The organism is Streptomyces sp. NRRL B-24085 (assembly GCF_001282115.1).
In the GTDB taxonomy this organism is placed as follows: domain Bacteria; phylum Actinomycetota; class Actinomycetes; order Streptomycetales; family Streptomycetaceae; genus Streptomyces.
On the sequence record NZ_LJBR01000133.1, the window covers coordinates 1 to 19,515 of the forward strand.

19 protein-coding genes are annotated in these 19,515 nt (G+C 70.8%); 11 read left to right on the forward strand and 8 right to left on the reverse strand.

Going from position 1 to position 19,515, the window contains the following annotated elements; all coding sequences use genetic code 11:
• Positions 1 to 37: 37 nt before the first annotated feature.
• Both AOJ26_RS16595 and AOJ26_RS16600 read right to left on the reverse strand, forming a co-directional pair.
• Positions 38 to 1,042 (reverse strand): ABC transporter permease, encoded by a 1,005-nt coding sequence (locus AOJ26_RS16595; RefSeq protein WP_053849071.1) that lies wholly within the window; start codon positions 1,040 to 1,042, stop codon positions 38 to 40.
• Positions 1,027 to 2,580 (reverse strand): ABC transporter substrate-binding protein, encoded by a 1,554-nt coding sequence (locus tag AOJ26_RS16600; RefSeq protein WP_053849072.1) that lies wholly within the window; start codon positions 2,578 to 2,580, stop codon positions 1,027 to 1,029. The genes AOJ26_RS16595 and AOJ26_RS16600 overlap by 16 nt, the downstream gene beginning before the upstream one ends.
• Positions 2,581 to 2,902: 322 nt before the next feature.
• On the opposite strand from AOJ26_RS16600, the gene AOJ26_RS16605 reads away from it, so the two are divergent.
• The 6 genes from AOJ26_RS16605 (at position 2,903) to AOJ26_RS16630 (ending at position 11,235) form a co-directional block, all read left to right on the forward strand.
• Positions 2,903 to 3,892 (forward strand): TauD/TfdA family dioxygenase, encoded by a 990-nt coding sequence (locus tag AOJ26_RS16605; RefSeq protein WP_053849073.1) that lies wholly within the window; start codon positions 2,903 to 2,905, stop codon positions 3,890 to 3,892.
• A gap of 107 nt (positions 3,893 to 3,999) precedes the next feature.
• Positions 4,000 to 4,989, forward strand: coding sequence for an ornithine cyclodeaminase (locus AOJ26_RS16610; protein WP_053849085.1), 990 nt, complete (start codon positions 4,000 to 4,002; stop codon positions 4,987 to 4,989).
• Positions 4,980 to 6,332 carry a Y4yA family PLP-dependent enzyme gene (locus AOJ26_RS16615; protein ID WP_053849074.1) on the forward strand — a complete coding sequence of 451 codons (1,353 nt, stop codon included), beginning with the start codon at positions 4,980 to 4,982 and terminating at the stop codon, positions 6,330 to 6,332. The genes AOJ26_RS16610 and AOJ26_RS16615 overlap by 10 nt, the downstream gene beginning before the upstream one ends.
• Positions 6,333 to 6,359: 27 nt before the next feature.
• Positions 6,360 to 7,388: a cysteine synthase family protein gene (locus AOJ26_RS16620; protein WP_053849075.1), complete on the forward strand. Its 1,029-nt coding sequence runs from the start codon at positions 6,360 to 6,362 to the stop codon at positions 7,386 to 7,388.
• 5 nt (positions 7,389 to 7,393) lie between these two features.
• A complete protein-coding gene (locus tag AOJ26_RS16625; RefSeq protein WP_053849076.1) occupies positions 7,394 to 8,797 on the forward strand; it encodes an MATE family efflux transporter in 1,404 nt (467 codons plus the stop codon).
• 368 nt (positions 8,798 to 9,165) lie between these two features.
• A complete protein-coding gene (locus tag AOJ26_RS16630; protein ID WP_053849077.1) occupies positions 9,166 to 11,235 on the forward strand; it encodes a hypothetical protein in 2,070 nt (689 codons plus the stop codon).
• A gap of 424 nt (positions 11,236 to 11,659) precedes the next feature.
• Here AOJ26_RS16630 and AOJ26_RS16635 read toward each other — a convergent pair whose 3' ends face one another.
• Complete coding sequence (locus AOJ26_RS16635) at positions 11,660 to 12,511, reverse strand: SCO6745 family protein (protein WP_234358573.1); 852 nt, start codon at positions 12,509 to 12,511, stop codon at positions 11,660 to 11,662.
• A gap of 618 nt (positions 12,512 to 13,129) precedes the next feature.
• Here AOJ26_RS16635 and AOJ26_RS41865 point away from each other — a divergent pair.
• Both AOJ26_RS41865 and AOJ26_RS16650 read left to right on the forward strand, forming a co-directional pair.
• The gene (locus AOJ26_RS41865) at positions 13,130 to 13,744 is read left to right on the forward strand and encodes an RNA polymerase sigma factor (RefSeq protein ID WP_234358574.1); all 615 of its coding nucleotides are present in this window, start codon (positions 13,130 to 13,132) and stop codon (positions 13,742 to 13,744) included.
• 5 nt (positions 13,745 to 13,749) lie between these two features.
• Positions 13,750 to 14,469, forward strand: a complete 720-nt coding sequence (locus tag AOJ26_RS16650; protein WP_053849079.1) for a sel1 repeat family protein — start codon at positions 13,750 to 13,752, stop codon at positions 14,467 to 14,469.
• Between the two features lie 117 nt (positions 14,470 to 14,586).
• Here AOJ26_RS16650 and AOJ26_RS16655 read toward each other — a convergent pair whose 3' ends face one another.
• From AOJ26_RS16655 to AOJ26_RS43855, 3 genes are all read right to left on the reverse strand, one after another.
• Positions 14,587 to 14,832 (reverse strand): DUF5133 domain-containing protein, encoded by a 246-nt coding sequence (locus tag AOJ26_RS16655; RefSeq protein ID WP_053849080.1) that lies wholly within the window; start codon positions 14,830 to 14,832, stop codon positions 14,587 to 14,589.
• Positions 14,833 to 15,064: 232 nt separating this feature from the next.
• Positions 15,065 to 15,529 carry an SPW repeat protein gene (locus AOJ26_RS16660; protein WP_053849081.1) on the reverse strand — a complete coding sequence of 155 codons (465 nt, stop codon included), beginning with the start codon at positions 15,527 to 15,529 and terminating at the stop codon, positions 15,065 to 15,067.
• 293 nt (positions 15,530 to 15,822) lie between these two features.
• Complete coding sequence (locus AOJ26_RS43855) at positions 15,823 to 16,434, reverse strand: hypothetical protein (RefSeq protein ID WP_199828849.1); 612 nt, start codon at positions 16,432 to 16,434, stop codon at positions 15,823 to 15,825.
• Positions 16,435 to 16,794: 360 nt separating this feature from the next.
• On the opposite strand from AOJ26_RS43855, the gene AOJ26_RS16670 reads away from it, so the two are divergent.
• A complete protein-coding gene (locus AOJ26_RS16670; RefSeq protein ID WP_199828848.1) occupies positions 16,795 to 17,205 on the forward strand; it encodes a hypothetical protein in 411 nt (136 codons plus the stop codon).
• A 244-nt stretch (positions 17,206 to 17,449) separates the two neighbouring features.
• Here the strand turns inward: AOJ26_RS16670 and AOJ26_RS16675 are convergent, their stop codons facing one another.
• Positions 17,450 to 17,872: an Hsp20/alpha crystallin family protein gene (locus AOJ26_RS16675; protein WP_053849082.1), complete on the reverse strand. Its 423-nt coding sequence runs from the start codon at positions 17,870 to 17,872 to the stop codon at positions 17,450 to 17,452.
• 300 nt (positions 17,873 to 18,172) lie between these two features.
• Between AOJ26_RS16675 and AOJ26_RS16680 the strand changes: the two genes are divergently transcribed.
• Positions 18,173 to 18,595 carry an Hsp20/alpha crystallin family protein gene (locus tag AOJ26_RS16680; RefSeq protein ID WP_053849083.1) on the forward strand — a complete coding sequence of 141 codons (423 nt, stop codon included), beginning with the start codon at positions 18,173 to 18,175 and terminating at the stop codon, positions 18,593 to 18,595.
• Between the two features lie 47 nt (positions 18,596 to 18,642).
• Entirely contained in the window at positions 18,643 to 18,804 is a 162-nt protein-coding gene (locus AOJ26_RS43480; RefSeq protein ID WP_159044301.1) for a hypothetical protein, read from the forward strand.
• 114 nt (positions 18,805 to 18,918) lie between these two features.
• Here the strand turns inward: AOJ26_RS43480 and AOJ26_RS16685 are convergent.
• Positions 18,919 to 19,515 (reverse strand): alpha/beta fold hydrolase (locus AOJ26_RS16685; protein ID WP_107092833.1); only part of this gene is annotated, 597 nt, incomplete at its 5' end.

The window sequence follows — 19,515 nt, forward strand, 5'->3', positions numbered from 1 at the left end:
GGCCGGGCCGTCTTCGCGGCGGGGGCGGTGGTCGCGGTCATGTGCGGCCTCCCGAGGCCCAGGCGCGTACGAGGTCGGCGAGCAGCAGCACCCCGGTGATGACGGCTCCGGTGACGGCGACGACCCCGGCGATGAGGGGGCTGTCGCGGTCGGCGACCGCTCCGGCGAGGACGGAGCCGATGCCGGGGTAGTTGAAGATGGTCTCCACCACGACCGCGCCGCCCAGCAGCATGCCGGTGGAGGTGGCGATGCCGGCCGCGATGGTGGGCAGGGCGCCGGGCAGCAGGTGGTGGGTGAGGATCCGGTTGCGGGGCAGTCCGTCCAGCACGGCGGTGTCGATGTGCGGCGCCTTGGCCTCGTCGGCGAGCGCGGCCCGCACGATGCGGGTGTTCCAGCCGATCTGCGGGACGGCCAGGGCGAGTACGGGCAGGACGAGCATCCGCCAGGAGGCGGGTGAGCCGTCGGCGTCGGTGAGGGTGACGGCGGGCAGCCAGTCGGTCCACAGCGCGAAGACGAGGACGAGGGCGACCGCGACGACGAACTCGGGCAGCGCGAGGATGCCGGTGGCGCCGGCGGAGACCACCCGGTCGACCGTCCCGCCGGGCCGGCCGGCCGCCCAGCAGCCGAGCGCGACCGACGCGAGGAGGGTCACCAGCAGCGCGAGCCCGCCGAGCAGCAGGGTGTTGGGGAACGGGTGGGCCAGCAGGTCCGCCACCGGTTCCCCGCGTGCGGAGGTTCCCAGGTCGCCGGTGGGCAGGCCGGTCATCCAGTCCCCGAAGCGTTCCGTCACCGGCCGGTCCAGGCCCAGCAGATGGCGCCGCGCGGCGAGGTCGGACGCGCTTTCGCCGCGTTCGGAGGTGGCGCCGGCGGCGTCGCCCGGAAGCAGTTCGACGGCGGCGAAGACGGCGGCGAGCAGCACGGCCAGCAGCAGGAGCCGGCGCGCGAGCACACCGGCCGTGTACACGGCCGTGCGGACGACGGCGGGAACCGGCCGCGGCGCCGAAGCCGCGGCCGGTTCCCGCCGGGTCAGCGAGTCAGCCATGCCTGCTCGAGCTGGACGCGCCCGTAGCCGGGCAGGGTGGGCAGGTTGCGCACGGCCGAGCCCGCGAGGTCGATGCCGTCGGCCATGCCCCACAGCAGGTAGCCGGACCCGTCGTACTCGATCTGCTGGAGCTCGTGCAGCACCTTCGCGCGCTCCGCCGCGTCCTTGGTCGCCATCGCCTTCTTGTAGGCGGCGTCGAACTCCTTGTTCTTCCAGGCGGATTCGTTCTGGCCGGAGTCGGACACCATGGTCTTGCTGGCGAAGAACACCACCGAGTCGTTGGTGCCCCAGTAGGTGGTGTACAGGTCGCCCTTGAGCCAGGTCTTCTCCCAGAAGGTGGCCGACTCCTGCTTGACCACCTCGATCTTGACCCCGGCCTCGCGGACCTGGGAGGCGAACAGCGTGGCGGACTCGGCGAGGCCCGCGATGTCCTCGGTGGTGAGCAGCTTGTAGGTCTTCGACGTGTCGAAGCCGGCTTCCTTCAGCATCTGCCTGGCCTTGTCCAGGTCGCGCCCCCGCTGCGGGATGCCCTTGGCGAAGGCGGGGTCGCCGGTGCCGAGAATGTCGTTGGCGACCGTGCCGTATCCGGACAGCACCTGCTTGACCATGGCGTCCCGGTCGACGGCCAGCCGCAGCGCCTCCCGCACCTTCGCGTCCGCGAACGGACCGTCTGCGGTGCGCATGACGATCGGCATCGCCATGTCGTTGGGGCGGCGCACGATCTGGATGTCGTCGCGCTTCTCGGCGGTACGGGCCGCGACCGCGCCGACGTTGGAGGCGACGTCGATCTGCCCGGCGAGCAGGGCGTTGGCCATCGCCTGCGGGCTCTCGAAGATCTTCACCTCGATGGCGTCGAGGTGGACGTCGCCGCCGTACCAGTCGTCGTTGCGGACCAGGCGGGCGTTGCCGGAGCGGAACCAGTCGAGCTTGAAGGGGCCGGTGCCGGGCGCCTTGCCGAGGTCCTTGTCCGCGGTGCCCTTCTTCAGCACGAACGTCGTCAGGCGGGTCAGCAGCGGCAGTTCGGCGTTGGCGTAGTCGGACACCAGGACGACGGTGTTCTCGCCCTCGGCCCTGATGTTCTCCGGCTCGATGCCCGGGAGGCGGGACGCGCCGGAGGGGGTGTTGCGCAGCCGCTTCAGCGACCACACGACGTCTTCGGCGGTGACCGGCGTGCCGTCGTGGAACTTCGCGCCCTTGGCGAGAGTGAAGCGCCAGGTCTTCAGGTCGTCCGACGGCTGCCAGTTCGCGGCGAGGCGGGGAACGGTGTTCGGCTTGGTGCCGGGGACGGTGAGGGTGTCGTGGACCAGCGAGATGATCAGGTAGTCGCTCTCGTTGGCCTGGGTGCCGTGCGGATCGCGGGTGATGGCCGACGCGCGGCCCAGTGCGCCCACCCGCAGGGTGCCGCCGCTGCGGGGCTTCTCGCTCGCCTTCGCCGGCGACTTGGCCGAGGTCTCGTCACCGCCCCCGCAGGCGGCCAGGAGAGCGGCCGCGCCTATGCCACCACCGGCCACCAGCACCTGGCGTCTGTTCAGGTTCACGTCGTACGACCTCGTTCCGCTCACATCGGGGCACGTTGCTTAGGTGTGCCTACCCTAAGAAGATCCTGTGCGCAAGGCTTGCCGAGAGCGCTCGCGATCTCTGCCGGGGCGTCAGATCGGCGCACGGGAGCATGCAACGGCGCGCGCCGGGCGGGCAGTTCACCACGGGAGCACAGCGAACAAGTAAGGCTTGCCTTACCTAAGTTGGGCTGATACGTTTCGCAGCGATCGCCGAGCCGAGCCACAGCGAACTCACAGGCCGGCGCTCCGAGCTCCATCGCACTCGCACCCCGCACCCACGCCCGAAAGGGATGTCTGCGCCATGCCCACGGGAGCCGCACCCGTCCGACAGCTCGCCCCGCAGGACATCGACGAGCTGACCGAGACCGCCCACAAGATCCTTGCCGACTTCGGCAGTTCGGCCGCCCGGCCGGCACTGCTCCGCCGGGTCGCGACGTCCGCCACCCGCCTTGGCGAAACGATTCATCAGGCGTGCCGACCGGTCGACACCGACGATGGCCTGTACGTCCTGCGCGGTCTGTCCGTCGACGACGGCGGAATCGGTCCCACACCCGGCAGTTGGGCCACCGCCGGTGACCGCGCCGCCGCCTGGGACCTGATCCTGCTGCTGCTCGCCACGGCCATGGGCCACCCCATCGCCTGGGACGGCCAGCAGGAGGGCCGCTTCGTGCACAACATCGTGCCCGCACCCGGCCACGAGCAGGAGCAGACCGGCGCGAGCAGCACGGTGCTGCTCAGCCCGCACACCGAGGACGCCTTCCACCCCGGCCGTGCCCATCTGCTGCTGCTCGCCTGTATGCGCAACCACGACGCCGTCGCCACCACCGCCGCCAGCATCCGCAAGGTCCACCTCGCCCCCGACGACATCGCGCTGCTGTCGCGCCCGGTGCTGCCGATCCTCCCCGACGACGCCTACGCCGAGGCACAGGACTTCGAGGGCGAGCCGCCCAAGGTTCCGGTCCTGTGGCAGACCGCGGCCGGGCCGACCCTGCGCTACGACCCCGCCTACACCCCCCTCGGCGAGGCACCCGCAGACTACCGTGCCGCCTACGACCGGCTGACGGCCGAACTGGAACGCGTCTCGGTCGCCGTCGCCCTGGAGCCCGGAGACGTCCTGGTCGTCGACAACGACCAGGTCGTGCACGGCCGGGTGCCGTTCCGGCCCCGCTACGACGGCACCGACCGCTGGCTCAAGCGGGCCTCGGTGCGCGTCCCCGGCCGCCGCAGCCGCCCCCTCACCGAGGCGGACGAGCACGGCTACGGACAGGCCGCGATCGTGGCCCTCGTCTGAGACTCCCGGCTACGTCCCCTGCTCCGACCCCTCGGTCCCCATCCCCTGTCATGAAGGGAACACCCGTGACCGGCACCTCCGCACCCACGGACGCCACCCCGGCCGACATGTCCGCGGACGACACCGCTCTGCGCGTCCTGAGCACCAGCGACCTCGCCGGCCTCGACATCTCCCTGGCCGACGTGGTCGACGTGGTCGAGCAGGCATACCGCACCCTCGCCGACGGCAAGTCCGCCAACCCGCGCAAGCTCACCGTCAAGCCCCCGGACGGCCACTCCGTCTCGTACGCCATGCTCGGCCGCGACGGTGTCCGCGAGGTCGTCGCGATCAAGACCTCCTACAAGCACGGCCTGGACCGCTCGCGCGACGAGCAGCACTACTACACGACCCTCACGATCTACGACGACGTCACCGGACTGCCGGTCGCGATGATGGACTGCGGCCGCATCGGCTCGCTGCGCACCCCGGCCGTCTCGGCGCTGCTGGCCCGCGAGTGCGCGCCGCCCGACAGCCGCAGCGCCCTCGTCATCGGCACCGGGACCCAGGGCCGCCTCGCCCTGCCGTTCCTGCTCACCACCCTGCCCGACCTGGACCGGCTCATGGTCTACGGCACCCACCCCGACGGCCTGACCGCCGTCCGCGAACGGCTCCACCACTACTGCCCCGGGCGGGAGTTGGAGACCGTGGACGACGTACGGGCCGCGGCGGCCGACGCCGACATCGTGCTCGCCACCGCGGGCCGGCACACCCCGGCGGCCGTGGAGTGCGACGACCTGAAGCCGGGCGCCCTGTCGATCCTGGTGGGCCACGGCATCGCGCCCTCGACGCTCCAGCGGGCGGACCGCGTCGTCGCCACCAGCGAGGCGCAGATGAAGGTCACCGGCACCGACATGACCGACGCCGACGGCAACTTCCCAGCCGTGGACGCGGAGTTCCCCGACGTCATCGCGGGCCGGGCCGAGGGCCGACGCTCGGCCGACGAACGGATCTTCGCCTACAACAGCGGCCTGGTTGTCACCGACATCGCGCTCGGCCACCGCTTCGCGCAGCTCGCCCTCGAGCAGGACCTGGGAACACGGGTGCATCTGTGGCAGTGACGACCCACACCTCGGGCGCTCCGCCGCTGCCCGCCCACCCGGATCCGCAGCTCGACGCGATCCTCGGCAGCGGACTGCCGCACGAGCTGTCGTACGCGCTCGGCGGCCCGTTCCACCTGCTGCTGCCCGACCGGTTCGACGCCAACTCGGGTGCTTTCGAGCAGGTGTTGACCGAGGCCGGTGTCGAAGGGCGGGTGTACTACGCGAAGAAGGCCAACAAGGCCGCCGTCTGGATGGACCGCTGCGCGGTGTCCGGCACGGGCGTGGACATCGCCAGCGCCGGTGAGCTGCGGGACGCGCTCGGACACGGCGTGCGCGGCGAGAACGTCGTGGTCACCGGCCCCGCCAAAGCCGAGGGCCTCCTGCGGGTCGCCGTCCTGCACGGCTGCCTCATCGCCGTCGACGCGCTCGACGAACTGGAGCGCGTCGTCGCCCAGGCGCAAGCCGTCGCACGTCCGGCGCGTGTGCTGTTGCGGCGACTGCCACCGGCCCAGCCGCACAGCCGCTTCGGGCTGGACGACCGGGAGCTGACCTCCGCCCTCACCCGGTGCGCCGAGGCCGACGAGGCCGTCGTGATGGAGGGCTTCTCCTTCCATCTGTCCGGCTACGGCACACAGGCGCGCGGCGAGCTGGCGGCCGAGCTGGTCGATCTCTGCCTCAAGGCACGGGTCCTCGGGCTGCGCGCGGACCGGATCAGCATCGGCGGCGGGTTCGCCGTCGACTACACCGCCGCAGAGCACTGGGAACGCTTCCTGAGGGAGCAGAGGCCCCACCACTACCACGCGGGCAAGTCCTTCACCGCGTCCGACTTCTACCCGTACCACTCACCGGCGGCGGGTCCCGACGCCTTGCGCGCGATCCTCACCACCAGCGGTCTCGCCGGCCGACTGCGCGAGGCGGGCGTGATGCTGCTCCTCGAACCCGGCCGGGCGCTGCTCGACCGGGCCGGCTGCACGGTGTTCCGTGTGCAGGGCGTCAAGGACCGGCCCGGGTACGGCATCGTCACCGTGGACGGCAGCAGCCTGAGCCTGTCCGAACAGTGGTTCAACAGCGAGTACCTGCCGGACCCGGTGCTGCTGCCCGCCCAGCCGACCCCGGGCGAGCCGTACGCGGCCTGCGTCGGCGGCGCCACCTGCCTGGAGTCCGACATGGTCACCTGGCGCAAAGTGCGGTTCAGCGCCCGCCCGGCCGTCGGCGACCTGCTGGTCTACCCCAACACCGCCGGATACCAGATGGACTCCAACGAGTCCCCCTTCCACGAGCTTCCGCTCCCCCGGAAAGTCGTCCTCGACACCGCCGGGGGTACGACCCGCTGGCGGTTCGACCGCCCTCCAGTCGCCTGACTCTCTCCCGACACCTGGAGCCATCCGATGGACAAGGCGCTCTCGCGTCCCGCCGTGGTCAGCCGTGTCTCCGAACTGATCGGTCACACCCCGCTCTTCGAGGTGTGCCGCACCGACAACGGCAGCCGACTCCTGCTCAAGCTCGAACAGTTCAACCCGACCGGCACCGCGAAGATCCGGATGGCCCGGCAGATGGTCCTCGACGCCGAGGACCGCGGACTGCTCCGCCCCGGCGGCCGGATCGTCGAGTCCACGTCGGGCAACACCGGACTCGGCCTCGCCGTGATGGCGGCCGAGCGCGGCTACACCTTCACCGCGGTCGTCGACCATCACGCCGCGGCCGACAAGCTGCGCGGCATGAAGGCGCTCGGCGCCGAACTCGTCTACGTCGCCGACGAGGGCGACGAGGAACTGGCCACGGCCGCCCGCGAGGAGTTCGCGGAGAAGCTCGCGGCCGAGAGCGACAACGCCTACTTCACCGAGCAGCACAACAACCGCGCCAACGGGGACGGTTACCGTCCGGTGGCGCACGAGCTCAACGCCGCGCTGGACGGCAGTGTCGACATCCTCATAGGGGCCGTGGGGACCGGTGGCGGACTCTTCGGGACCGGCGGTGAACTGCGGCGGACCGTGCCCGGGGTGCGGATCGTCGGGGTCGAGCCCAAGGGGTCGATCGCCTTCGGGCCGCCCGCCCACGACTACTACCAGTCCGGCACAGGTACCCCCGAGGGAGCCGCCATCGGCGCCATGGTCGACTACGACCTGCTGGACGAGGGCGTCAAGGTCGGCGACGTCGAGGCGTTCGCCACCGCCCGGGTGCTGGCCCGCCGGCTCGGCCTCCTCATCGGCGGCTCCGCGGGCGGTGTCGTGTACGAGGCACTGACCCGCATGCCCGCCCTGGCCCCGGGCACGACTATGGTCGCGCTGGTCAACGACGGAGGCGAGAAGTACATGGACACCGTCTTCAACGACGACTGGATGACCGCCCGCAATCTCACAGACCCGGCCGTCGAGCGCGCCATCGACGAGCTGCTGACCGAACTCCGCGAGAACTGACACCGATGCCGACACCGCTCACCACACTGCTCCGTGACAGCCGCGCCCTGGCGACCCTGGCCGTACCGCTCGCCCTCACCCAGCTCGCCCAAGTCGCCCTCACCACCACCGACACGGTGATGATGGGCCTGATGGGCGCCGAGGCGCTGGCCGGTGGCGGACTGGCGCTGGTCATCTTCAACCAGCTGCGCACCATGGGCGTCGGCCTCGTCACCGCGGTCGGCAACCAGGTGTCCGCCGCCTCCGCCCGCGCCGACGAGGACGAGGAACTCTCCGAAGCGGCCACGGAGGAGGTCCGGGACGTGGTCCGGGCCGCGCTGGCGCTGGCCACCCTGGCCGGCGCCCTCGGCGCCCTGGTCATCCTGCTGACCGGGCGGGCCGTGGACCATCTCGGCCAGGACCCCGAGGTCGTGGACAGGGCCTGGCCGGTGCTGCTGGCCCTCGCCCCCGGACTGATCCCCTGCCTGTGGTTCCAGGCGGTCCGCCAGTTCACCGTCGGCATGCGCCGGCCACAGGCCCTGCTGCGCATCACCATCGCCTCGGTCGCGGTCAACGCGGGCCTCAACTGGACGCTGGCCCAAGGCACTTGGGTCTTCCCGGAGCTGGGCCTGCCCGGCATCGGCATCTCCACCTCGCTGGTCTACCTGCTGACCTGCTTCGCCCTGTACGCCTCCGCGCGCCGCGACCCCCGGCTCGCCCCGCTGCTGGACGTCCGCATCTGGAAGGCCCGCCCGGCCACCCTGCGCCGGCTGACCGGCCTGGGCGTGCCCATCGCCGCCACCTACGGCTCCGAGGCGGGCTTCTTCTCGGTCGTCGCGCTGCTGATCGGCACGTTCGGCAGCGCCGCACTCGCCGCGCACACCGCCGTCAACCAGCTGATCTACATCGTCTTCCAGATCGCGGTCGGCCTGTCGCACGCCGCGTCCCTCAACGTCAGCCGCGAACTCGCCCTGCACCGGACGGACGCGGCCGAACGCATCAAGAACACGGCGCTGGCGTGCGCGGCAGCCGTGATGGCCGTCGTCGGCGTCATCTACCTCACCGTCCCCGGTCTGGTGCTGCGCCCGTTCCTCGACCCGTCGTCCGCCGACGGGCACAGCGCGACCGGCATCGCCACCAACCTGCTGCTCATCGCCGCCGTCCTGCAGTTCTTCGACTGCGCCCAGAACATCGGCGTCGGCCTGCTGCGCGGGCTGGACGACACCAGGAGCGGCTTCCGCATCACCCTGGTCGGCTACTGGCTGATCGGCCTGCCCGCCGCCTGGCTGTTCGGGAACCTCGCCGGCCTGGAGACCGAGGGCGTCTGGCTCGGCCTGCTCACCGGCCTGGCCGCCACCGCCCTGCTCCTGCTGCGCCGCTATCACCAGGCCCTGTCCCTGCGCACGGCCGGAGAGTCGGCCATCGCCTGAAGCTCTGGCCGAGTCACGGCGCTGTTCCTCGCCTGCGATCCCGTCGGCCTCGGCCTCGGCGGAATCCTGGCGGTCGGCGGACTGAGCCGCCCGCTGCTGTGTCCGAGTGGCGGACCGATCATGGACTGTTCGGCAGGCGGCCGTGATGTCCCTGCCGAGTGGTGGGTCCTGCCCCGCCATGTGGCTGGAGCCGCTGCTCACCGGGCGGCCGGGACCTGCCGCACGAACCGGTCCCGGAACACGTCACGCCCCGAAAAGTTTCGACGGCGGCAGACTCACCAGAAAAGGGACAGGAGGGCTTGGCGTCGCCGTAGATGCCCTGTTCAATGGCGCCGTTTGTGATCGGGTCGGCGAAAGGGTCCACTCCAGTGCAGCACCTCGGCGATACCGTCCCCGGCATCCTCACCTTCGCGTGCGGGCACGCGGTGCTCGACCCCCTCACCGGCGCCCCCGTCCAGTTCGTCGACGAAGCGGCCCCGGCCCGCCAGTTCCTCCTCGACGACGTCGCCACGCCGTGGCACTCGGTGGAGCATCAGTGGGGGTCGGGACATGTGATGACCGACCGGGGAAGCGCCCGCTGGCATACCCCCGCCGAACTGCGCGTGGCCGACGACGGGGCGGTCGAGGCGGTGCACACGCCGCTGACCGGGCTTCGCGTGGAGATACGCCGGCACGCGCGCGAGGGCCTGCTGTTCGAGCGGTACACCGTCGTGAACACGACCGGGGAACCGCTCACCATCACCGGCCTGGGCGTTCAGACGCCCTTCGCCGACCTGTACGACGGAGCCGAGGCTTCCCTTGAACACGCCGTGCACGCGCACCTGTTCACGGGCGGAACGTGGGCGTGGGCACTGGCGCAGCCGATGTCCGGGGAAGGCCGGTGCCTGGGTCTGATCGTGCGGGATGGGGCGGTGCGCGCCTACTCGGTGGAGTCCCGCAACCACAACTCCCAGTCCAATGCCCGCGGTCATCTGGTCCTGCTCGTCACCGACCACGCCCGCAATCCGAAGGCGTTCGGCGGACAACCCGTGCTCCGACTCGGTCCGGGCGAGTCGACGACCGTGGCGTGGGAGCTGGGCTGGTACGACACCGTCGAGGACTTCACCGCCGCGACCCGCCCGCCGGCCGTCCTCTCCGCGTATGCCGCCGAGATCGGGGAGCCGATCCTGGTCGAGGCGTCCTCGGTGAGCAGTCCGGATCCGGACATGACAGTGGAGCGCGAGGCGGCGGGTCTCCACCGCGTGCGGGCCTCCCGCCACGGCAGCTACCGGCTGGACGTCGGGGACGGGGCCCGCACCGAAGTGCTGTTCCATCTGCCGCTGGAAGAGGTCGTACGGCGCCGGGTCGCCTACATCACGCGGTACCAGCGGGCCCGTGAGCGGCCCGGGCTGCTCCGTCACGCCTTCGTGCCGGTGGACACCCGCACCGGCCTGACCCAGGCGACCAACGGCTGGGCGGACTGGTCGGACGGCTCCGAGCGGATCGCGATGCCGTTGCTGCTCCAAGCCGCCGTCGCCCACGGCCTCGCGGACGCGGCGGAGACCGACCCCCTGCTGGAGGGCTGGGCGGTCTTCGCCCGCCGCCATCTCCTCGACGACACCGCCGCCCCACGCCGTGGCTCCCAGACCTGGCACACCGGGCCCCGGCTCTACGACACCCCGTGGCTGGCCCGCTTCTTCCACGACCGGCACCACGCCCACGGCCGACCGGACGACCTCGGCCTCGCCGCCCGGATCCTGGAGCGCAGCTTCGAACTCGGCGGCGCCACCCACCTGTCCATCGGCCTGTCCCCCACGACGCTCGCGGTGTGCGCCGCTCTGGACGCGGACGGGCAGCCCGGCCGCGCCGACAAACTGCGGGACCAACTCATCGGCAGCGCGCGGACGTTCGTGGCAAAGGGCAGACAACTGCCCGCCCACGAGGTCGCCTACGAACAATCCATGGTGGCTCCGCTGCTCGACCTCCTGACCGATGCCCACACTCTGACCGGCGACCCGGTCTTCCTCGACGCCGTCGCCGAACGGCTGCCCTGGCTCCTCGCGTTCGGCGGCCCCCAGCCCCACGCCCGACTGCACGGCATCGCCATCCGGCACTGGGACGGCTACTGGTTCGGCGCCAACCGGCTGTGGGGCGACGTCTCCCCCCACTACTGGAGCACGCTGACGGCCGTGACCCTGCTGCGTCTCCCGGCCACACTGCGCACCGACGCCACCGATCGCCTCGCCGAAGCAATCCTGCACGCCAACATGGCGAACTACTCCGAGGACGGCTCCGCCACCTGCGCCTTCGTCATGCCCTCCACCGTCGACGGCAGAGCCGCCCACACCGCCGACCCCCTCGCCAACGACCAGGACTGGCATCTGCTCCTGTGGATGCAGACCCAGGACCAGGCCGCAGCGTCCAGGCGGCCGGCACCGGTCCGGCCCGGGAACGGGTAGAGAGCTCGCGGCGGGGACCGACGTCGGTGCCGGCTTGGCGGGCGAGGCCATGTCTGCGGCCAGTCGGCGGTGATGTGCGGGCCGATCCGCGGGCCGGCCTCGTCGGCGTCGGTGCCGGTGATCTCCATCCGGTAGACCACGCGGATCCAGCTCTTGTCGATCCGGTCGATCCGGTGGGTCGTACGCAGCAGCCCGTCGAAGCGCGCTTCGTCGACGAACAGTTCGTCTTCGACCGCCTCAGCGATGCACAGCACCACCGGGGTCGTCCCCGGCCGGCATCATCGTGATCCGCGTGCCCGCTGTGAACGGGCCATCCATCTCGATCCCGGCGTTCCATGTGCCCCAGTTCTCGACATCGGCGACTGGCGCTACAAGGCACAACCAGGCGCACGGTGCCGGCGCCGTCGTCAGCAGGCTCTGCGGGTCACTGGGATCCCGTGGCCACGAGCCGTGCGGTGATGGGTTCGAGTTCGGTGACCAGTTCGTCGAGTTCGGCGGGAGACAGGGCGTCGTACGGCGGGGTGCCGAGCTCGTCGGTGACGGTCTCGATGTGTTGCTTGGTCCGGCGGCCGGTGTCGGTGAACCGGCCCTCGGCGTCGACGAGCCCGCGCTCGCGCAGGCCGTCCATGACCGCGGCCAGCCGCTTCTTCGGCAGGTGGTGGATGCGCCCGAACGACTCCGGCGGATGGATGCCCATCTCCAGCGCGGAGAGCACATGGGCCTCCGTGCCGCCGATACGGGCACCGACGAGAGCGGCGATGTGCCCGTCACCCCGGTGCTCGCGGAGCATGGTCGCTGAGTGCCACAGCCGGGCCACCGGGTCGCTCGGCACCGGAAGGGTGCGCATGCCGGCGTACATCACCCGGCCTTCGGTCGGTGCGCTCGTCGCGGCCTTGGTGGTCAGGTCGGCGGCGCGTACCAGCCCCGGGGAGCCGGCCAGGTCGGCGCCGAGGATCCGCCGCAGGGAGGCCGCGCTGCCGCGCTCCCGTGCGGCCACGGACTCCTCGGGCGGGATCGTCTCCCAGGCGCTGGGGATGTGCCGGGCGGCCTCCCCCTCGGCGAAGTTGTAGAAGGCCGCGTGCACGACCTCCGCCGGCACCCGCCCCAAGGGTGCGGCGCGGCTGGCGAAGTAGCCGTCCCAGTAGGTGCGGTGGCCGAGCGCGGCCAGCTCCTCGTTGCACTCGTCGGCGAAGAAGGTGACCAGGCAGATCGGCTCCAGGAGCTCGAACATGCGACGGGCGATGTGGGTCCTCGGATGCAGGTGCGTCTTGCCCATCAGGTGCTCCCTTGGTTGCGTGTGCCGACTTGGACCGTCCGGTACATCGAAACTCATCGGCGGCCCCGACCTCTCCCTGCACAGGGCGAGACAAAGTTCCCCCGGTGGCGACCGCGTACGGACTGGCAGCCTGATCCCGCAACGGCCAAGCCCAGCACTCAAGTTCGCAGATCCGTCAGCGCAGAGCTGCTCACATCCGATGCCACTGCGGGCAGTTCCGGAGATTTCCGGTCTCCGGGGGAGAACGCGGGGGGGATCGATCGTCGAGTAGGTGAAGGCGCCACCTACGCGCCACCGAAACCCGACGGAGACCAACTCACATGACGTCGTCCTTGGACTGGGCCGGATTCGTTTCGGCCGCAGCGGCCGCCGCGCAGGCAGCGGCCGTCTTGGTGCAGGTGTACTGGGGCCAGCGGCAACGCGGGGCAGGGACGACGGAGGACGACGACTCCGGCCGCACTCCGCGCCACGGCATGGTCTGCCTGGACGACACTCGTGCGGTCCGCGTGAAGGTAAGCGTCGAAGCCCACGACCGTATCTCGGTCACGCTGGTCGATCCCAGGGCCGACGGGGCAGGCGGTAGCGGCCCGACTTCGATGCCCGCGAAGGGATTCCGCCGTGGTAGCGGGTGAAGCCGCCGCGGAATCGTCCGCCCCCGCGGAGGGGGAGCTCTCCGCGGCGGTGAGGGTGGATCTGGGCCAGAGGCTGTTCGACTACTACGACACGTTCATGGCGCAGGAACCGCAGTTCCTGCGCCACACGTGGAAGGGCCGACTCTCGGAGCAGGCCTGCGAGGACATCGCCCAGGAGGCGTTCATGAGGGTGGCGGGAAAGGTCGCAGCCGAAGAACTGGGCCCTGGCGTGAAGATCGGGGCCTACCTGCGCACGGCCTCATGGAATCTGGCACTGGACACGCTGCGCGCCCAGAGGCGGACTGATCTCGTGGAGGACACCGCCTCCGTGGCGGCGGCCGACCGGCGGAGCGAGGACATGGATCCGCTGCGGGAGCTCGTCCGGCCTGCGATCGAGGCCATGCCGCTCAGCCGGCGCCGCACGGTCGTGCGTCTGCAGAGCCTGGGGCTCGACGACGCACAGATCTCCGCGGTTCTCGGCATAGCCCGCGACCGGATCCACCGGGATCGGTACGCGGCCGTCAGCGAACTGCGCAACGAGTTGGGCACGTTCATCCGGGACGGGCACAGGAAGACACCACGCACGGAGAAGGACAGGTGACGGTTGTGCGCCGCTTCACTGAGGGCAGCGGCGGCCGCCCGACACCAGCCGTACCGGCCGAGCTTCTGGCACTCATGGATCAGCTCGCCGGACCCCCTGACACCTGGGACCGCCCCAACGGAGACTTCGGCCCCTTGACCGACCTGTACGAGCTGGACGCCGAAGCACGTCGGCAGGCGAACTCCCTGTACCGGCTCGGCTCCAAGGCCTTGAGCCGTGACGAGCTGGCCACGGCCGCCGACTCGTTGGGATCAGCGGCTGCCGCCGGCCATCCGGGCGCGCTGTTCCGGCTCGCCCTGGTCGCGCTCCGCTCCGGTGCGGACTGGAAGGACAACGCGTGGTTCCTCATCGCCGAAGCCGCTCGGCACGGCCATGGTGACGCCCAGCGGCTTCTTGCCGCGGTCGCTGACCGGCCTGTCACCGGCGACGCACCAGTGATCGAGGACACTTCGTTCTTCGAAGAGGTGCGTCACCTGCTCGGAGTCGCCCCGTCCCTTCACCGGGCGGCTGCACCCGAAACTCCGCAGGCTCCCGGCCGACGGTCCGATCCGCCGGACGTCTGCCACGCGACGGGCGCAGACAGCCCCACGGTCACGCCCGGATCCGTCCTCGTCCCGCCCGCCCGTCGTGGTCCCGTACCGCACGCCGACGCCACACCGAACAGGAAGCGGGCGCATCTCACCGCGCTGCCCGGAGGTCTGACTCTGTCGGTGCCGGACCCGTAGCCGCCCCGGCGTTCTCCGTCTCGTCCTCGAAGTCGTCCGGAGAGTGCTCTGAGGCCCCGGTGGGTGGGACACCGGAGACCACACGCTGGTCCAGCGGCAGGAGGGGTGCGATCAGTCCTACGCGGCCAGCGTCTCGTCCGCTTGGGAGATGCCTGGGCGGTTCGCGCTGTACTGCTCCAGCAGTGCGTCGGCCGCGCGCAGAGCCTGCTCGGCGGTGCGGGCTCCGGTCATCACGCACAGCGTGTACGTGGAGTCCTCAAGGTCCCGGCTGGTACGGCCGGTGGGACGCACGTCGTGTTCGATACGCGCATGAGCGAAACGGGCCAGTGCGGCGCGCAGTTCCTTCTCCGCCGGAATGAGCACGGTAATTCCTCTCCCTCGCGTCAGGCAGCCTTCAAGTGCCCCGTACCGGGAGGTCTATGCCACCCGCCTGCTGTCCTTCGGCCGCTGCTGGAGCGGTCCGGTCGCGGCGGCGGGGTTACCGCCTCGCCGAGCACATCCCGGCGCGTACGCAGGCAGCCCGGTGCCCGGGCGCGTACGCCCGGGCACCGGGTCTCTCAGGTCGTTCACTCCGTTCGGTGGGCTCCGCGGGACGTCAGCTCCGGCCGGCTCCGTACGACATCGAAGGACCGCCCTCCTCGCCGCGCCGCCTTCCGCGGCCGGCGAGCGCGCTGGCCGCCAGGCCCAGGAGCAGTCCGATGGCACCCACGATGATGTTGTTGACCACCGACCTGGTGGTGCTGACGTCACCGGCCACGGCCCACGGGGCGACGATGGTCCACAGGCCCAGCGCGCAGGCGGCCCACGCCATGCTGTGCGTGCGCTCGTAGGCGCGACCGAAGCCACCGCTCAGCAGCAGGGCGTACGCGATACCGACGATCAGGTTGTTGACGGCGAGCGTCGACAGGCCGTTGAAGCCGGCGATCCATGGCGAGGCCGCCAGATACACGCCCGTGAGGAAGGCCAGGGTCTCGACGGCCTGCGCCTGTGGGGTGGTCGTGGCGTGCTCCGCCATCTCGTGGCGCCGACGCATGTCGATCAGGTCCGGATGGGTTTCCATCGACGAATGAGGAGAGGTGGTCATCTCCGCACCTCCGCTAGGGGACGAATGGGTCACACTGGCCGCCGAGTACCCGGGGCGATGAGATGCACCGCCGATTCACATCACGTCTGGGTGTCGGCTCACGCCGTCAGAAAAGAGGGAGGGCCGCTCCCACCAGTGGCGGTGGCTCGGCTGGGGGCGACCGGTGCGTCTTCGGCAGCGGTGGCGGTGCCGGCCACCCTTTCCTGGTCATCGGCGCCGCCACCACGGGGCTGCTCTCCGCCGGCTGCATACCGGGGCCTGTGTCCGACTCAGGCCCCGAGGTTGGCCACCATCGTGTTCAGCGTGCCGGCCAGCACATCCAGTTCCCCCTCTGTCGGCGAGTCCGTCCCGATCCGGCGAGCCAGTTCCTCGCCGGAGATGATGTCCAACGCCCCCGCGTACAAGTCTGTGTCGCGTTCCGCGGCGGCGATCACCTGGGCCCGCCCCTCTAGGAGCACCAGCGTGGCGGAATCCCCGCGCGCGGCGAGGAGTTCCCTCACGTGGTCACGGGTGACCGGCCCGGACGGCTCGGGTCGGTCGGGGCGCTCGGTCTTCTCGACTCCGGCGAGGGGCTCGTCGTCCGCCGTTCCACCCGGTGGCCCGTAACCCTCGGCGGCGCTCGCCGTCCCCGGCACGACGCGGCTGTGCGCCTGACTCTCGGCACCGGAGTGGGCCCCGGGCTCCTCCTCGCTGCGCGCCCGCGCGTACCGGTCAGGGCCGTCGGGCAGCGCTCGCCCCTCTGCACCCTCGTCGTCACGCTCCCCCTCCGCCTGGGAGGGAGTCGTCCGGGGCGGACTCTGGTCGGAGCGCGCCCCCGCGGACTCGTTCGGCATGTCGTCGTCCCGTTCGCCTTCGGCCTGGGACGGTGTGTACTCGCTCATCGGCCCCTCCACGGGATCATCCGGTGTCTCGGCGGGCTGATCCGCCAGGCACGAGTGCGCGGACCGGTGCCCGACCGCACGTGTGCGGTGACGTGCGGATCCTCCCGTGGGCATGCCGGGTGCCCGCGGCTTCGGCCACGAAACGGAGCCGTCGGGGGCCTACCGGGCCGACGTGGTGTCGTTCCATTCAGGATGGGGCGTGGCGCCCGGCTCGGCCAAGACGCCACCTGGTCAGCGGTGTCGTCGGCATCGCCCACGCGCACTCGTACGTCATCGTCATCGTCATCGTCATCGTCAGCAGGGAGATGACCGGCGAGGCCAGTGGCTCGATGTGTCACGCGGCCTGAGTATCACCCCCTGATGCACGGTTCGTTCGAGGCGTATCGTCCACACATGGACGTCGCCCCTCCACCCCGCGTTCTCGTCATCGGGCTTGATCCGTACCGGGTTCCGGGACCGTGGGACCCCGAGCCGACAGCCCAGGCGATCGAGGCGGGACTGGCCAAGTTCGCCGAACACGGCGTGGGCGTGGAGACCTGCCTCATCGGCCTCGATGGAAGCGACGACGTGGAAGCCGTCGTCGGGAACGCTCTGCGGGCCCGCCCCTGGCAGTGCGTTGTCGTCGGCGGTGGCCTGCGGCACTCAGAGGACCAGGTTGAACTCCTTGAGCAGGTCATCAACCTGGTGCGGCGGTGCGCACCCGATGCGGCCATCGCGTTCAACAGCGCCCCGGACTCCACCTATGAGGCTGCCGCCCGTTGGATCGAGTGACGGCGAGACGCGCGGCTGGATCAGTCCGGTTGCGGGTGTCCGAAGAGCAGGTCGTAGCCCGTTGGGAGCTGGAAGGAGACGGGCCATTGGGTCCTCGCCTGCGATGTCGGCCACGACGCTGAGTTTCGATCCAAGCCGAGGCCGCCCGGATGAACCTTCCCGGTGGCAGGGGCGCATGCGTCTGGAGGGCGTCAGGGCCCCGGACTGACGCCCGGGGCCCTTGAGAGACGGAGTCGCTGTGGCGTCAGCCGCCCAGTGCACTGCGGTCGCTGCCGCCGCTGATGGCGATCCTTCGAGGCTTGGCCTGCTCGGCGACCGGGATCCGCAGCCTCAGCACACCGGCCTCGTAGGAGGCTTCGATCTTGTCGGTGTCGAGGGTCTCGCCGAGGAACAGTTGTCGGCTGAACGTCCCGGCGGGCCGCTCGGTGACCACCGTCTCGGTGTTCTCGCCGTACGCCGGCTTGCGTTCGGCCCTCACCGTCAGGACGTTGCGCTCGACATCGAGATCGATCGACTCCGCGTCCACGCCCGGCAGGTCCAGCTCCACGAAGAACGTGTCACCTTCACGCCATGCGTCCAGCGCCATGCCCGCCGGGTGCGCGGCCGTGCCCCAGACCCGCTCGACGAGCCGGTCAAGCTCGCGGAAGGGATCCGTACGCATCAGCATCTGTCATCCCTCCTTCACATCGTTCCCGTGTTCCAGTCCGCTCTGCTTCTGATATACCACCGCACCAGAAAGTTGACAAGCAGAGACTCAATATTCTGCGCGTCACGCCAACCCTCGGCACACAGGGGCAACGGGAGCCGACGTCTGGCGAAGGCGATAGGGGCGCCCAAGTTGAGTCTCGTGCTGTCAACTTCATACAGCGGAGACTTGTCAGAGAAGCTCCGTCCGGGCTATACGAATAGACGTACTCGAACGTCGGGTCGCAGTCTGCGGCCGCCTTCGGAAAGGAAGAAGTTGGACATGCTTGCGCGCACGGGCGTTCTGGGCGATCTCGACCGGCTCACGCAACAGCTCGCGAACGCCACCGCCCCTGAAGGCACCGTCATCCCCGCGGATGCCTGGCGCGACGACGTAGCGCTCTACCTGCAGTTCGACCTGCCCGGCATGGACCGCTCCAGCATCGAGCTCACCACGGAACGGCACACGCTGACCCTGACCGCCGAGCGGCCCTCCCCCGTCCCGGCCGACGCCCGCCCCGTACTGACCGAGCGGCCCACCGGCCGGTTCACCCGTCGTCTGGCCCTGTCGGACGCCCTGGACACCGCAGCCGCCGAAGCCGCCTACGACAACGGTGTCCTCACTCTGCGCATCCCGCTGGCCGCACACGCCAAACCCCGCAAGATCGCCGTCTCCGGCGGGGCGACCAAGCAACTGACCGCCTGAACCCTCCTGGCCCGTCCGTCTCAGCACACCGAAGGAGGCTCACCACCATGGGCGCCCTGCTGTGGCTGCTCATCCCCCTCTTCGCCGGTCTCGCCGCCAGTGCCTGGGCCTGGGGCACCGCACGCCGCAACCCCAGCCCGCCCGATCACGACACCTGGGAAGACCTCGACCGCCACCAGCGGCTCCGCACCGTCCTGGGCAACCAATGAACGCGCCAGAACGGCGTGAGCGGGTGATCGCGAGGCCACGGGACACATCCCCGCCGCAGGCTCCTGACCACGGCACGGCGTCACCGAGGCGCCAGACGCCGATGAAGGCCTTGCTCAAGGCGCCGAAGACGATGGGCTCTGGGCTGCGGAGGTTCCGTCGATCTTCGCGGAGTCCTCGTGGCAGAACTCCAGAATCAGCCGGGCGGTGGCGTCGGGCCGGCTGAAGTGCACGGCGTGGGCCGCGCCGGGCACCACGGCAAGCCGGCCACGAGGCAGGTCGGCGGCCACCCGCTCGCCCCAGGGCTGTGGGGCCACCCGGTCGTCGGAGCCCCGCAGCACCAGGGTCGGCGCCGCGATCCGCCGTAGACGCGCCTCGAACGGGCCGTCCGCGTCCAGCCGTGCGTGTTGGAATCCCTCCAGGAACCGGGCTGCTCCGGTGACGAGATAGTCCGCGGCAGCCACAGCGAGGAGGGACAGCGGCTCCTTCGGCGCGTCGGCCAGCAGCCGCAGCAGTTGCCGCACCGGCGACAGCGCCGTCGCATCGAGTGCGGGGCCGATGAGTACCATCCGCTCCACCAGTCGAGGATGCTCGGCCGCGAGCGCCGCGGTCACCTGGCAGCCGACCGAGTTGGCCACCAGGAAACACGGACCGATCGCCGCGGCCGGCTGCCAGCGCAGCAGCGCTTGCACCGTTTCCTCGACGTCCGGAGC